Annotated in this window: 14 protein-coding genes; 4 read left to right on the forward strand and 10 right to left on the reverse strand. The window is 68.1% G+C overall.

Features of this window, described 5'->3' with window-relative positions; translation table 11 throughout:
• Positions 1–3: 3 nt before the first annotated feature.
• Genes ACSQ89_RS09625 through ACSQ89_RS09635 form a run of 3 tightly spaced genes read right to left on the reverse strand, consistent with a single transcriptional unit; the run spans position 4 to position 2,601 of the window.
• Complete coding sequence (locus tag ACSQ89_RS09625) at positions 4–924, reverse strand: RNA polymerase sigma factor (RefSeq protein WP_436290665.1); 921 nt, start codon at positions 922–924, stop codon at positions 4–6.
• On the reverse strand, positions 905–1,210 hold the full coding sequence (locus tag ACSQ89_RS09630) for a hypothetical protein (protein ID WP_139191611.1): 306 nt from the start codon (positions 1,208–1,210) through the stop codon (positions 905–907). Before ACSQ89_RS09630 ends, ACSQ89_RS09625 begins: the two co-directional genes overlap by 20 nt.
• On the reverse strand, positions 1,207–2,601 hold the full coding sequence (locus ACSQ89_RS09635; protein ID WP_436290664.1) for an MFS transporter: 1,395 nt from the start codon (positions 2,599–2,601) through the stop codon (positions 1,207–1,209). Before ACSQ89_RS09635 ends, ACSQ89_RS09630 begins: the two co-directional genes overlap by 4 nt.
• Before the next feature lie 117 nt (positions 2,602–2,718).
• Between ACSQ89_RS09635 and ACSQ89_RS09640 the strand changes: the two genes are divergently transcribed.
• Both ACSQ89_RS09640 and ACSQ89_RS09645 read left to right on the forward strand, forming a co-directional pair.
• Positions 2,719–3,879, forward strand: coding sequence for a DUF4172 domain-containing protein (locus ACSQ89_RS09640; RefSeq protein WP_436290663.1), 1,161 nt, complete (start codon positions 2,719–2,721; stop codon positions 3,877–3,879).
• A gap of 123 nt (positions 3,880–4,002) precedes the next feature.
• Entirely contained in the window at positions 4,003–4,290 is a 288-nt protein-coding gene (locus tag ACSQ89_RS09645) for a putative quinol monooxygenase (RefSeq protein WP_093102325.1), read from the forward strand.
• Here ACSQ89_RS09645 and ACSQ89_RS09650 read toward each other — a convergent pair.
• Positions 4,287–5,495 carry a restriction endonuclease subunit S gene (locus ACSQ89_RS09650; protein WP_436290662.1) on the reverse strand — a complete coding sequence of 403 codons (1,209 nt, stop codon included), beginning with the start codon at positions 5,493–5,495 and terminating at the stop codon, positions 4,287–4,289. The two genes, ACSQ89_RS09645 and ACSQ89_RS09650, sit on opposite strands and share 4 nt — an antisense overlap.
• Positions 5,492–7,159: an HsdM family class I SAM-dependent methyltransferase gene (locus ACSQ89_RS09655; RefSeq protein ID WP_436290661.1), complete on the reverse strand. Its 1,668-nt coding sequence runs from the start codon at positions 7,157–7,159 to the stop codon at positions 5,492–5,494. The genes ACSQ89_RS09650 and ACSQ89_RS09655 overlap by 4 nt, the downstream gene beginning before the upstream one ends.
• Positions 7,160–7,289: 130 nt before the next feature.
• Between ACSQ89_RS09655 and ACSQ89_RS09660 the strand changes: the two genes are divergently transcribed.
• Positions 7,290–8,228 (forward strand): succinylglutamate desuccinylase/aspartoacylase domain-containing protein, encoded by a 939-nt coding sequence (locus ACSQ89_RS09660; RefSeq protein ID WP_093102329.1) that lies wholly within the window; start codon positions 7,290–7,292, stop codon positions 8,226–8,228.
• 14 nt (positions 8,229–8,242) lie between these two features.
• Here ACSQ89_RS09660 and ACSQ89_RS09665 read toward each other — a convergent pair whose 3' ends face one another.
• A complete protein-coding gene (locus ACSQ89_RS09665; RefSeq protein WP_436290660.1) occupies positions 8,243–10,036 on the reverse strand; it encodes a glutamine--tRNA ligase/YqeY domain fusion protein in 1,794 nt (597 codons plus the stop codon).
• Positions 10,037–10,173: 137 nt separating this feature from the next.
• On the opposite strand from ACSQ89_RS09665, the gene ACSQ89_RS09670 reads away from it, so the two are divergent.
• Complete coding sequence (locus ACSQ89_RS09670; RefSeq protein WP_436290659.1) at positions 10,174–10,542, forward strand: hypothetical protein; 369 nt, start codon at positions 10,174–10,176, stop codon at positions 10,540–10,542.
• Between the two features lie 77 nt (positions 10,543–10,619).
• On the opposite strand, the gene ACSQ89_RS09675 is transcribed toward ACSQ89_RS09670, so the two are convergent.
• The 4 genes from ACSQ89_RS09675 to ACSQ89_RS09690 are packed head-to-tail and all read right to left on the reverse strand — an operon-like array spanning position 10,620 to position 13,369.
• On the reverse strand, positions 10,620–11,453 hold the full coding sequence (locus ACSQ89_RS09675; protein ID WP_093102334.1) for a LytR/AlgR family response regulator transcription factor: 834 nt from the start codon (positions 11,451–11,453) through the stop codon (positions 10,620–10,622).
• Positions 11,450–12,511 carry a sensor histidine kinase gene (locus ACSQ89_RS09680; protein WP_244503719.1) on the reverse strand — a complete coding sequence of 354 codons (1,062 nt, stop codon included), beginning with the start codon at positions 12,509–12,511 and terminating at the stop codon, positions 11,450–11,452. The genes ACSQ89_RS09675 and ACSQ89_RS09680 overlap by 4 nt, the downstream gene beginning before the upstream one ends.
• Complete coding sequence (locus tag ACSQ89_RS09685; RefSeq protein WP_093102335.1) at positions 12,511–12,801, reverse strand: 2TM domain-containing protein; 291 nt, start codon at positions 12,799–12,801, stop codon at positions 12,511–12,513. Before ACSQ89_RS09685 ends, ACSQ89_RS09680 begins: the two co-directional genes overlap by 1 nt.
• Positions 12,802–12,841: 40 nt before the next feature.
• Positions 12,842–13,369: a DUF6622 family protein gene (locus ACSQ89_RS09690; RefSeq protein WP_093102678.1), complete on the reverse strand. Its 528-nt coding sequence runs from the start codon at positions 13,367–13,369 to the stop codon at positions 12,842–12,844.
• Between the last annotated feature and the right edge of the window lie 181 nt (positions 13,370–13,550).

Genomic DNA, 13,550 nt, shown 5'->3' on the forward strand with positions numbered 1-13,550 from the left:
CTGCTAGTCGAATTCGATCTGCGCTTCCTGTGCGATGTAGCGCACGTAGTAGAAATCGCGGATTGCGCTCACCCGATCGTCCTGCCAGCTCAATTCGATGAAGTAGTTCGGCCGCGCCGCGCCCGGCGGGGAGAAAACCGCCAGCACCTCGCGGCCGTCGAGCCAGCCCGGCACCAGGTGCCAGTCGGGGAGCTTGGCGTAGTTGCCGAAGTAGGGCGCCACGTCGCGCCGGCCTGCCGCCTTGCGCCGCGACACCAGGTCGAGCCGCACTTCGTCGGCGAGCATGGCGCGCACGCCGTCCCAGTCATGGGCGTTGAACAGGCTTGCATAGCGCACCAGCGCCGGCTGGAAGGCGCGCGCCGGCGTTGGCGGCGGCGCGACTTCGGACAGCTCGCGCAGCAGCACGCGCCCGCGGTGCAACGCGGCCTTGACGGCCGGCACGCTCAGTTCGAGTTCGCTGGCGATCTCCTCCAACGAATGGTCCAGCACGTCCTTGAGGATCACGCAGCCGCGCTGCGCCGGCGCGAGCTGAAGAAAGAGAGAGAGGGCGGCATGCACGGCCTGATGCCGCGCCAGCGCCTGGTCGGGCTCGCGCGCCTCGTCGTCCGCGATCTCGGATGCTGCGTCGAGGGGCTCGGTCTTCAGGTACGCATCGTGCCGCCAGCGGTCGACCGCCCGGTTGTGGGCGATGCGAAAAAGCCATGGGCGCAGCGGCGGCAGCTCCTTCAGTTCCGACAGCTGGTAGTAGGCGCGTGCCAGCGTGTCCTGGACCACGTCTTCGCCGTCGGCGACCGAGCCGGTCATGCGCGTGCAGTAGCGATGCAGCTCGGGCCGCACCTCGTCGACGAGCGCCAGGAACTGCCGGCGCGCCTCTTCCAGCGTGCCGAGGATCGCGTCGTGCGTGTCACTTGCCGAAGAAGCCATAGGACCCGATCTCCTCCAGTTCCGTCGTGACCGGCGGCGTCTCGCAGCGCTCGCGGATCTCCGCCGTGAAGGCCTTGAAGGCGGGAAGCGCCGTCAAGGCATTGGCACCGTCCGCGGCCTCATGTGAAACGAGGTGGACGAAGCTCACGCCATCCGCCAGCTTGAAGGTGGCGTAGTGCAGGCCAGGCGGTCGGGCCTGATGGAGCGCTTCGTACACCGCGCGGACGTAGCTTTCATTCTCGGCCACCCGGTCGGCCTTCACCTTGTATTGCACCATGCGTTTCATGATCGGAGTTCTTTCTCCGGCAAAGGCCGGAACAGCTTGTTCTCTGTCGGGAGCCACCAGGCCGCGAACGCGGCCAGCAGCGAAAGCGCGGCAGCAACGCCCATCGCCTGCGTGAAGCCCAGGCTGAAAGCCGGCGGCGAGGCCAGGCTGCCGGCGCGGGCAAACACCTCGACCAGGAGCGCGATGCCGAACATTCCGCCCAGGTAGCGAAACATGTTGAAGGTGCCGGAGGCCTTGCCGATCTCCACGGGCGCCACCGCGCTCAGCACTGCGTTCTGGGCCGCGGGCATGGCCATCGAGACGCCGGCACCGCCGACGATCAGCGGCAGGACGAGCTGGGCATAGGGAAGATCGGGCGCCGCGATCAGCGCGATCCAGGCGCTGCCGATGGCCTGCAGCAGCACGCCGCAGACGACCAGCGGCCGTTCGCCGAAGCGGTTGACCAGGCTGCCCGCCAGGGGCGCGACCACGAACAGCGTGGCCGTCCATGGCAAGAGCCGCAGCCCCGCGCCGAGCGGGCCCGCGCCCTGCGACTGCAGAAACTGCGGCAGGAAGAACACCGTGCCGTACATCGGCGCGTAGAAAAGAACGCTGGCCGCAATGCCGGATGAGAAGCCGCGCGAGCGGAACAGCGAGAGCGGCAGCAGCGGCGCAACTGCGCGCCGCTCCCAGGCCAGGAAGCCGATCGCCAGCAGCAGGCCGGCCGCCAGCGCCCCGGCCACTTCGAAGCTGGCCCAGGCGGCCTCGTGCCCGCGCGTCAGTCCCCACACCGCGCCCAGGATCGCGCCGGTGGCGAGCAGCACGCCCGGAAGGTCGAGCGCGGCGGCCGGCCCGCGGCTCTCCGGGATGCGGCGCAGCATGAGCGGAGCGACGACCAGCCCGATCGGAACGTTGATCCAGAAGATCCATCGCCAGTCAAGGCCTTCGGCCACTGCGCCGCCCGCGGCCGGCCCGACGATCAGGGCCAGCCCGGTGACGCCGCTGAAGATGCCGAGCGCCCGGGCCCGCGTCTCCTTGGGAACGGCCGCGCTCAAGAGCGCCATCGCCAGCGGCATCGCCAGTGCCGCGCCGACCCCTTGCAGGGCGCGCGCGGCGATCAGCCAGGCGACGCTGCCCGCCATCGCACAGCCGACCGAGGCGAGGACGAAGATTGCGAGGCCCGCGGCCAGCATGCGCCGGCGCCCGAAGCGATCGCCGAGCGCCGCACCGCTCATGAGCAGCACGGCGAAGCTCAGGTTGTAGGCATTGACGGTCCATTCCAGCGCTTCGATCGGTGCGCCGAAATCCTTGCCGATCGCGCTCAGGGCGGTCGTGACCACCAGCGCGTCGAGCGCGATCATGAAAGAGGTCAGCGAGGCCAGCGCGAGAACCCAGCGCGGGGAGGGGGCCACGTGAAATGTCGGGTCGTAGGTCATACGACGAGGACGAACGGGGCGCGGGAAAGGATGCGGTGCGAGGAATCCAATGAAGCGCAAAGCCGTTCTTTACGCTTCAAATTTGAAGCGCAAATGGATAAGATGCGCTTCATGTGGATCTGGCAGGCCGCCGATTGGCCTCATTTCAAGTTCGACGCGCAGGCGCTGCAGCCGGCGCTGGCCGCGGCTCGCGTTGCGCAAGGACGGATGCTCGGCGTAGCGAGCGGCCTTCAACTGGTCGATCTGGGCGAACTGCAGCTCACCGAATGGGCGCAGGAAGCCGTCGCCACCGCGCAGATCGAGGGCGAAATGCTGCAGATCAATTCGGTGCGCGCGTCGGCCGCGCGCCGTCTGGGCTTGACGCAGAGCAGTCGCGCGCGGCTGACCCAGCGCGAACCCCGTGCCGAAGCCACGCTGGATGTGATCGAGGCCGCGGTCGCGCAATGGCAGCAGCCACTGACCGAGGCCAGCCTTTTCGATTGGCATGCTGCGCTGTTCCCCAACGGCCGTAGCGGCATCACGCGCATCGTGACGGGTGCCTACCGCACGCACCCCGAGCCCATGCAGATCGTCACGCCGAGGCTGGGTAAGCCGGACACGGTGCACTACGAGGCGCCGGCCTCGCGCGATGTGCCGTCGCAGATGCGCCTGCTGGTGGACTGGTTCAACAATGCGGAGCTTCGCGCCGGCATGGACGGCATCGTGCGTGCCGCGCTGGCGCATCTCTGGTTCGAAACCATCCATCCCTTCGAGGACGGCAACGGCCGCATCGGCCGGGCGCTGAGCGATCTGGCGTTGGCGCAGGACACGCGCAGCAGCCAGCGCCTGTTCAGCCTCTCCCAGCAGATCTGGCTCGACCGCCAGGGCTACTACGCGCATCTTCACAGTGCATCCTGCCAAACGCAGATGGACGTCACATCCTGGGTACTGTGGTTCGTGGGGTGCGTCGAACAGGCATGTCTTGCCACGCTGAGCCAGATGCAGACCGCAGCCGACAAGAGCGCGTTCCGGCTCGGCATCCAGGCGGCTCACCCTGCACTTACGCCCAGCCAGCGCAAGATGCTGAACAAGCTCTTCGACACCCAGCCCGCAGGCTTTGCGGGCGGCATGAGCACGGAGAAGTACGTCGCGATCACCGGCGTATCGCGTGCCACCGCCTACCGCGAACTCACGCGGCTTGCCGAATGGGGGCTGCTTGCGCGAACAGGGCAGGGGCGAGGCACGCGCTACGCACTGGTGCCCGGCGACGCCTAGTCTCACGTCCACAGGCCTCGGAACATGCGCACAGTGCGGTCGCCAGCGGGAAAATCCCGGGCGCGGCGCCATGCCGCCAAGTCAAGATGCAAACTCATCCTTCACTCCAGCCGGAGCCTACCCATGCACTACGTCCTCGCGCGCATCACCGTCAAACCTGAGGTCGTCGAACTCGCCAAGGGCATCCTCGTCGACCTGGCGACCAAGTCGCGACAGGAACCGGGTTGCATGGGCTATGAGCTCTACCAGCAGGCCGAGGCGCCGCACGTGTTCCAGACTGTCGAGCAGTGGCAGGCCAAGGCGCATGCCGATGCGCACATGGCGACCGTGCACGTGGGCGCGGCGATCGCGGCCGCGGGGCCGCTGTTTGCGGCGGCGCCGGAGATCGTGGCCTACAGCAGGTTGGTCTAGGGTCTGAAGATCCTGGCGAGCAGGGCCTCGAAGGTTGCCTCGGCATTGGCCAGCGCGGCCTGCTGCTGGAGCGAGATCGAGTGCAGGGCCGTCGCATGTTCGGCAAATGCCTGCTGATGCGCGAGCGGCGCAACCATGATCGGCAGCGTACGGAGCCTTTCCTTCGAGATGTTGAGCATCGACGCGGCCGTTCCGCTGGCCATCAATCGAAGCCGTCTTCGGATGGCCGGCGCCGTCAGCAGCGCCCACAGGTAGAGCGGATGCACGCCCGATTCGGGCCGCAGGCAGAGGCGGAAGATCAGGTCGGGCAGGAGGATGCGGCCCTGGGTGTCCCAGACATAGGCCGGCGTGCCCACGAGCTCCAGCGTGTTCTTGCGGCTGAGCAGGAGATCGCCGCGCCGGACCTCGCAGCGCGCATCGGGCACTTCCTTGTCGGGCAGGGTCTTGTGGTCCGACTCGTTGTAGGCGGCATGCTTCAGCGCGCTCAGGCGCAGCACGCCCCATTCGTCGGGCGCCTTCGGCCGGTCGTGGCAGCGCGGGCTCTTGCCGCTGTCGATGCGCTCGAGCACATCGCCCAGCGTCGCCACCGGCCAACTCTTGGGATTGGCGGTGGCGTCGCCGAACATGTCGGCGTGGATGGCGAGGATCAGCTGCTCGGTCTTCTTGCGCGCTTCGCGCCGAAGCCGGACGATGCCTTCCGCGCAGGACAGCACGTCGACCATGCGGCGCTGCTCGGCCAGCGCGGGCACCAGAATGGCAGCGCCCGCCATGAAGGCCGCGGGCACGCGCTGCTGGCCGGCGGTGCCGGTGAAGCTTCTGCGCGCCTCGCGCCGAAAGCGCTGCTGGCGCACGAAGTAGTAGAGCCACTCGGGCAGAACGGATTCTTTCGCGCGCAGCACGTGGAACTCGGTGGAACCGAAGCCGCGTCCACCGGCCAGGCCGCGCGCGATGGCGGCCTTGCCGTTCTCCATGCACGGCGTGATCTTGGCGAACAGCACATCGTCCTCGGCGAAGGGGGTATAGCCCTTCTTCACTTCGGCGAAGCGGCGCGTCAGGCGCTGCTCGATGGTGCCGGAAGTCTCGTTCACCGCGGCCATCGGGACGAAGCCGACTTCACTGTCTTCCTGCAGGTCGTGCGACTTCGGCAACCTCGGGTTGATGTCGCAGACCTCGCCGAGCAGCGCGATGCGGGCCGCCGGCATCATGGAATGCGCTCCGCCAGCGCGGCGCGCAGCGCCTCGATCTCTTCCACGATCTCGGCCTCGATCGCCGCCAGTTCGCCGAGCAGCTCGCGCGGATCCTGGTGCTCGACCTGCGCCTGGCTCATCGGCCGGTAGCGGCTGGCCGACAGGTTGAAGTCGTTGGCGCGCAACGCGGCCGCATCGGCGAACCACCATTTCTCGGTCCACTCGGCGTCCGCATCGCGCGCCTGCCAGCGCGCCCAGGCTGCATCGCGACGCGCGTAGGCCTGCGACAGCGCGGGCAGGTCGTCGGCTTCGATGGGCGTGTCGTGGTTGGCGTCGAGCCGGTAGCCGTCGTCGTCGGCATGCAGGAACTGCACGCGCCCGGTGCGCCCGCCGCGGCGGAAGAACAACACCGAGGTCTTGACGCCCGAGTAGGGCTGGAACACGCCGCTGGGCAGGCTCAGCACGGCCTCGACACGATGCTGCTCGATCAGCTGGCGGCGCAGCTCGCGGTGTGCGAGCGTGGAGCCGAAGAGCACGCCCTCCGGCACCACCACCGCGGCCCGGCCGTCGGGGCGCAGGCTGTCGAGCATGTACTTGAGGAACAGCAGCTCGGTGGCGCTGGTGCTGCCGATCTTCACCTCGTCGACGATGCGGTCCTTGTCGACCCGGCCCGAGAAGGGCGGGTTCGCCAGCACCACGTGGAAGCCTTCGGCCGGCAGGCCCAGTGCGGCCTTGAAGCCGGCGTCGAGCGAGGTGGTCAGCACGTTGCGCTGCAGGATGCGCACATGGGCCAGGCCGCGCAGCGTGAGGTTCATGGTCGCCAGCCGCACCATCTTCGGGTCGACGTCGTTGCCGAAGAAGGTGGCGGTCTGCAGCGTGGAAAGCTGGTCGGCCGAGAGCTTGTCGCCCAGGCCGCGCAGGTGCGTCTTGCCGTCGAGCTCGGCCTCCGCGATGCCGCCGGGCGAGGAGTTCGCGAGCCGGATCTGGTTGTAGGCCACCACCAGAAAGCCCGCGGTGCCGGCGGCGGGGTCGTAGACCGTCTCGCCGACCTGCGGATCGACCATCTCGACGATGGTTCGGATGATGTGGCGCGGCGTACGGAACTGGCCCAGCTCACCGGCCTGCTTCATCTGGCGCAGCACGTGCTCGAACAGATCGCCCTTGGTGTCGGCATCGGCCTGGTCGAGCCGCAGGCCGTCCACCAGGCGGATGACCTGCGTCAGCACCGTGGGATCGTCGATGCCCAGGCGCGCGCCGCGCATGAAATCGTAGGCCGAGGCTTCGCCGATCTCGGCGAAGAAGGGAAACACCTCGTCGCGCACGAAGCGCACCAGCGCCTCGCCCGACAGCTCGCGCGACCAGAGCGACCAGCGAAAGCGGTTGCGCGGAACGGTCGGCTCGCCGGTGTGCAGCACGGTGGCGGCCAGGTGGCCTTCGCGCGCGGCCGGCACGAAGGCATTCAAGGGATTTCGGAGCTCCCACTCGCCATCGAACAGGCTGATGGGGCGCGTCTTCAGCATGCGGGCGCGTGCCTTGGCCTCGGCGTCGATGCCCTCGACGAGATAGAAGAAGAACAGGAAGGACAGCTGCTCGGCGTTGTTGACCGGGTCCGGGTAGCCACCGCCAAAAAGGTAATCGCGAATCTGGTCGATGGACCGTCGCATGTCGGCAGTCAGGGGCATGAGGGCAAGGCGCTCGAAGAATTTGTGTTTGTGGGTCGCGAGTCTACGAGGCAATTGGGAGGGGGTTGACGGCCTCCACCGTGGCGGCGCGGCTGTAGCAAACTCAGGGACCTCTCAAGAACACCCCGCCATGCCTCCCATCCCGCCCCAGCTCGAAGTCACCCAGCCCGATCTTTCCGCCTACCGCCAAGGCAACACCGGCGTCGACTATGTCCACCGCTTCGAATCCGGCAAGCCCGGCCCGCATGTGCTGATCAACGCGCTGACCCACGGCAACGAGATCTGCGGCATGGCGGCCGCCACCCATCTGCTCGACAGCGGCGTGCGCCCGAAGACCGGCACGCTCACGGTGAGCTTCGCCCACGTGGAGGCCTACAACGCCTTCGACCCGGACCAGCCCTTCGAAAACCGCCAGCTCGTCCACAACCTGAACCGCATCTGGTCCGACGAGTGGCTGGACGGCCCCGAGGACAGCCCCGAGCTGCGCCGCGCCCGCGAACTGCGGCCCGTCGTGGCTGCGGCCGACCACATCCTCGACATCCACTCGACCAGCCAGCCCGTGGCGCCCTTCTGGGTCTACCCGGCCTTCGCGCGCAACACCGCGGTGGCGCTGGCGATCGGACGCCCCGCGATCCACCTGCTCATGCCCAAGGGCCTCGGCTCGGGCACGCCGCTGATCCAGCATGGCCGCCACGGCGAGGAGGAGAGCCCGGCCGGCGCAGCCATGGTGGTCGAGTGCGGCCAGCACTTCCTGCAGGCCACGGCCGACTTGGCCACCGCAGTGAGCCTGGATTTTCTGGCCCATTTCGGCCTGATCGAGCGCGACCCGGCCACGCCGGCGCCCGGACCGCAGCAGCGCTTTGAGCTGCTGGAAACGCGGATGGTCAAGACCGAGGAGTTCCGCTTCGTGCGGCCGCTGCTCGGCTTCGAGGTGTTCGCCAAGGGCGAGCTGATCGCGACCGATGGGGCGGAGGAGATTCGGGCGCTCTGCGAGGACTGCACCGTGCTCATGCCGGCGCGTGTGCCGATCGTGGGGCGAGAGGCGGTGTACCTGACGCGGCCGCTCTAGACCCCGGCGACCGGCTACTTGCCCCAGCTGTCCTTCATGCCGGCCGCGCGATTGAACACGAGCCCGTTGCCCTGGTGCGTGTCCAGCACGAAGTAGCCGTGCCGTTCGAACTGGAAGCCAGCGCCGCCGGCGGGCTTGGCCAGCGCGGGCTCGACATAAGCGCTGGCCGTGATCAGGCTCGTGGCGTTGAGGTCTTCCTCCAGTTCGCCGCCGCCCGGCTGGGGCGCAGCGAAAAGGCGTTCGTAGAGCCGCACCTCGGCCGGCACCGCATCGGCCGCCGCCACCCAGGTGATGTTTCCCTTCACCTTGATCGCATCCGCGCCGGGCGTTCCGCTCTTGGTGTCCGGCACCAGCCTGGCCTGCACTTCGACGAGCTTGCCGTCCGCGTCCCGCGTGCCGCCGGTGCATTCGATGACGTGGCCGTACTTGAGCCGCACCTTGTTGCCCGGGAACAGGCGGAAAAAGCCCTTGGGCTGCACGTCCTCGTAGTCGGTGCGCTCGATCCAGACCTCGCGGCCCAGCTTGAAGCTGCGCTTGCCCATCTCGGGGTGGTGCGGATGCACGGGGGCCGTGCATTCGTCCAAAAAGCCGGCGCCCATCAGCTCGTCCCAGTTGGTGATGACCAGCTTGACCGGGTCGAGCACGGCCATGGCGCGCGGGGCGATCGGGTCGAGGGTGTCGCGCAGCGCGGCTTCGAGGCTGGCGTAGTCGATCCAGCCGCCGGACTTGGTGACGCCCGAGCGTTCGCAGAAAAGCTTGAGTGCCTCGGGCGTGTAGCCGCGGCGGCGCAGGCCGGCCAGGGTCGGCATGCGGGGGTCGTCCCAGCCGTCGACATGGCCTTCTTCCACCAATTGGCGCAGCTTGCGCTTGCTGGTGATCACGTGGGTCACGTTGAGGCGCGCGAACTCGTACTGGCGCGGGTGCGGCGTGGCGATCAGGCCGCCTTCGGCCAGGCGGTCGAGCAGCCAGTCGTAGAAGGGGCGCTGATCTTCGAATTCCAGCGTGCAGATGCTGTGCGTGATCTGCTCCAGCGCGTCCTCGATCGGGTGCGCGAAGGTGTACATCGGGTAGATGCACCAGGTGTCGCCGGTGTTGTGGTGCGTCGCGCGGCGGATGCGGTAGAGCGCCGGGTCGCGCATGTTGATGTTGGCGCTTCCCATGTCGATCTTGGCGCGCAGCACGGCGGCGCCGTCGGCGAGCTGGCCGTCGCGCATGGCGCGGAAGCGCTCGAGGTTCTGCTCGGGCGTGCGGCTGCGGAAGGGGCTGTCGGTGCCCGGGGTGTTGAAGTCGCCGCGGGTGGCGCGGATTTCCTCGGCGCTCTGCTCGTCGACGTAGGCCAGGCCGGCGCCGATCAGGTACTCGGCCGCGCGGTACATGAAGTCGAAGTAGTTGCTCGCGAAGTAGACGTGCTCGTTGGGCGCGCCGAGCCGGGCCGGATCGTCGGCCAGCACAGTGTCGTATCCGAGCCACTTCACGGCGTCGCGGATGGCGTCGACGTACTCCTGCTCTTCCTTCTCGGGGTTGGTGTCGTCGAAGCGCAGATGGCACACGCCGCCGTATTCCCTGGCCAGCTCGAAGTTGAGCCAGATGCTCTTGGCGTGGCCGATGTGCAGATAGCCGTTGGGCTCGGGCGGGAAGCGCAGGCGCACCCGGGCCGGGTCCTGCATGCCCTGGGCATGGTGCGCCGCATCGCCGGGAGAACCGCCCCATTGGCGGCCGGCATAGTGGCCCTGTTCGAGGTCGTTTTCGATGACGTGGCGCAGGAAATTGCTCGGTTTGGCGGTATCGTGGTCGGCAGGGGAAGTCATCCGTTCATTCTAGGTGGGCCCCTCGCGGCGTTACCTTTTGCAACTTTCTTCACCCAGCGATGTGAACGGAGTTCACAGTTGGCGCGTTCAATACAGGCATGGGCGATTTGCGCCCTCCCAACAAGGAGTCCCACAAAATGAGCCTCACTCGTTCCACTTTCTTCAAATGGGCTGCCGCCGGTGCGGTCGCAGCGGGCGCATTGTTCACGGCGGCCTCGGCCAATGCTCGCGGCGACGTGAGCTGGTCGGTCGGCATCAGCGCACCCGGTGTGGCAGTCGGCGTGGCGGCTCCGCCGGTGTACTACGCGCCGCCGCCGGTCTACTACCGTCCGGCTCCCGTGTACTACGCGCCGCCGCCGCCGGTCTACTACCGTCCGGCCCCCGTGTACTACGGCCCGCCGGCCCCGGTTTACTACCGGCAGCCGTATGGCTACTACCGTCATCACTACTATCGCGGCCACGGCCACGGCCACGGCCATGGCCATGGTCACGGCCACTGGCGCTGAGCGCAGACAGATACGATTGCCTGCTGTCACATGAAAAAACCGGCCTCAGGGCCGGTTTTTTCATGGGTGCCTTCTTTTCACATGGCGCGAAACAGGTGGGCATAGAGGCGGCTGACGGGGATTTTTTCCCGGCGGCCACGCAGGGCCAGATGCAGCTTGCCGGCCTCGTCGCGGTGCACCGATTCGATGGCTTCGCTGCGCACCACCATGGCGCGGTGCACCTGCCAGAAGGCGCCGGCGTCGAGCTGCGGCAGCAACTGCTTGAGCGGCGTGCGGATCAGGTATTCGTGGCTGGCGGTCAGCACGCGCACGTACTTGTCGGCCGCCTCGAAGTACTGCACCTCGTCGATCGGGACCATGCGCACCGTGTTCCCGGAGGTGCCAGCCTCGCTGGCGGCGATCAGCTTGAGGGGCATCGCGCCCGCCGGAACCGCGGCCGCGCCGCCGGCCGTCGCCAGCAGCTTGCGCCATTGCGAGAGGGTGCTGGCCAGCGCGTCGTCGGCCGGTACCGCGGGGGAATTGCGAAGTTCCAGCGCGTCCTTCAGGCGCGCGACGGTGCGCTGCAGGCGTTCGGTCTGCACCGGCTTCAGCACGTAGTCGATGGCCTGGGCGTCGAAGGCGCGTGCCGCGTACTCGTCGTAGGCGGTCACGAACACCAGCTGCGGCATCGGTGCCTCGTCGGCGGGCCAGGCATCGGCCAGTTCGGCGGCGGCGGCTAGGCCGTCCTGGCCCGGCATGCGGATGTCGAAGAACAGCACCTGCGGCAGCAGGCGCAGCGCCTCACGCACCGCGCTCTGGCCGTCGCCCACGGTGGCGAGCACCTGCAGTTCGGGCCAGGCGGCGGCGAGTTCGGCACGCAGGGCCTGGGCCAGCAGCGGTTCGTCTTCGGCGATGAGGGCGGTGGGTTTCATGCAGGCAAGGGAAGGGTGATGGTGGCGCGGGTGCCGCCGGCTGGACCCGCGCTCAGGTCCAGCGAGCTTTGCGGGCCATACACGGTGGCGAGCCGCTCGCGCACCTGCGCGAGGCCGAAGCCGCCATCTTCGGAGGGCGGCCGGGTGTTGTCGATGCCCACGCCGGTATCACACACGTCGATGAGGAGATTCCGGCCTTCGCGCCGCGCGCCGACCGCGATCTCGCCGCCTCCCACTTTGGGCTCGAGGCCGTGCCGGATGGCGTTTTCGACCAGCGGCTGCAGCAAGAGCGGCGGCACCGGCACCTCGCGCAGGTCCTCGGGCAGATCGAGCCTGTAGGCGAGCCGTGCGCCCATGCGCACCGACATCAGTTCGAGGTAGTCGCGCAGGCGCTGGAACTCGGCCGCCAGCGGATGCGCGAGCGCGCGCGAGCCGCTGAGCGTCACGCGCAGGTAGCTGTTGAGGCTGTCGAGCATGGCCACGGCGCGCGGCGGATCGGTGGCGATCAGCACGCGCAGGTTGGCCAAGGTGTTGAAGAGCATGTGCGGCTCGAGCTGCGTTTCGATCAGCTTGAGCCGCGCATCGGTGGCGTCGCGTTCGGCGAGGGCGATCTGCCCCTGGAGGTACTTGGCCTTGCCGCGGCTGTAGTAGTAGTAGCAGATCGCGATGGTCGCGACCAGCGTGATCATCAGCGTCGAGACCAGCCTGTCCGGCGAGAAGGTCCGGAACTCCAGCATCGGCTTGCCGGTCCAGGCATCGCCGATCGCGTTGCCGCCCAGAAAGCCGATCACGACGCCCGTGAGGACCAGCAGGATGCCCGGCAGGCCGAGCGGCCAAGGCTTGTCGCTGCGCCCGGCCAGCAGCAGGCGGCCGATGTCGATCACCAGCCAGCTGATCATCCCGATCGAGAACGAATAGATGAGCTGCGACACCCATCCGCCGCGGCCCGAAATGGCCAGCACCACCGCGATGACGCAGGAGAACACCGCGGTGGTTACGCCGTGCCGCAGCAGGTCCTTGAGATTCCCCGGTGTGAAGCTGCGCGTCAGCGCGTCGATCACCGGCGGTCTCCGCCGCGCAGCGCCTTGCGTTCGCGTTCGAGCAAACGGTCGTAGAGATTGCCGCCCGGGGCGACGAAGAACACCACCGCGCCGTGGATCAGGAGGCCCAGGCCCCAGCCGAGCAGCGGGTACATGGCCCAGTCCTGCCCGCGCGAGGTGGCCAGGAGCACGAGGAACAGGTTGACCAGCAGGTAGACGGTGGCATGGATGTACCAGCCCATCTTGGCGCCAGCACGGCGGCGGGCGAGCCGTTCCTGCGGATCATGGTTGGAGGAGTCGTCGTTCATGGTGTCGCCTCTTTGAAAGACAAGAAGATTCTGGCCGATCCTAGGCGCCTGCCGCCGGCAGTTCGGCCTGCGCGCGGTCGTTGCGAAGCGCCAGGGTCCACATCCGCAGCGCACGGGCTGCGAAGATGCCGCTCCCGCCGCCATAGAGCGCGCTGATGCCGAGCGCGAAAGCCGCCTGCTGCTTGAGTTCGGGATGCATCGCGAGCAGCACGCCGACCGCGTACTTGGTGAAGAAGATGCCCATCATGAGCGCCAGCGGCACCGCACTGCCGGCGACCTGAAACCGGCGCGCCGCGGCGTCGTAGCGCGTGCCGGCGGGCAGCGGCCTCTGCAGCACGGTCCAGAGCATCAGCGCCGCCGCCCCGGCCCAGGCCATGAGCGCCATCGGCGAATCGCCGAAGCCGGAAAGAACGCCGTAGACCGACAAAGCGGTCATGGCGATCGGCATGAGGGCGATGCGCGTCAGGCTCACGCCACCGGCGAACAATTGCTTGGCGCCGAGCCACACGAGCATGGCGAAAAGCGCGAACACCCAGCGGGGGGTATGGGCCAGGATCTGGGCGAGCATCAGCATGTCGTTTCTCCGGGAAGTGGGGTCGGAAGTCGTCGATGGAGCGGACTGTGCCGGCCGGCCGCGGCGCCCGCCACGCCCTTGCGACGAAGCGCATCCGGACGGCGCGAGTTGCAATCCGTCGGCGCCGGATGCATAGGTCAACGCCGGCTTTACCGCGGCTTTACGGTTCGTAAGG

The organism is Variovorax sp. LjRoot175, from assembly GCF_964253805.1.
Lineage (GTDB): Bacteria > Pseudomonadota > Gammaproteobacteria > Burkholderiales > Burkholderiaceae_C > Variovorax.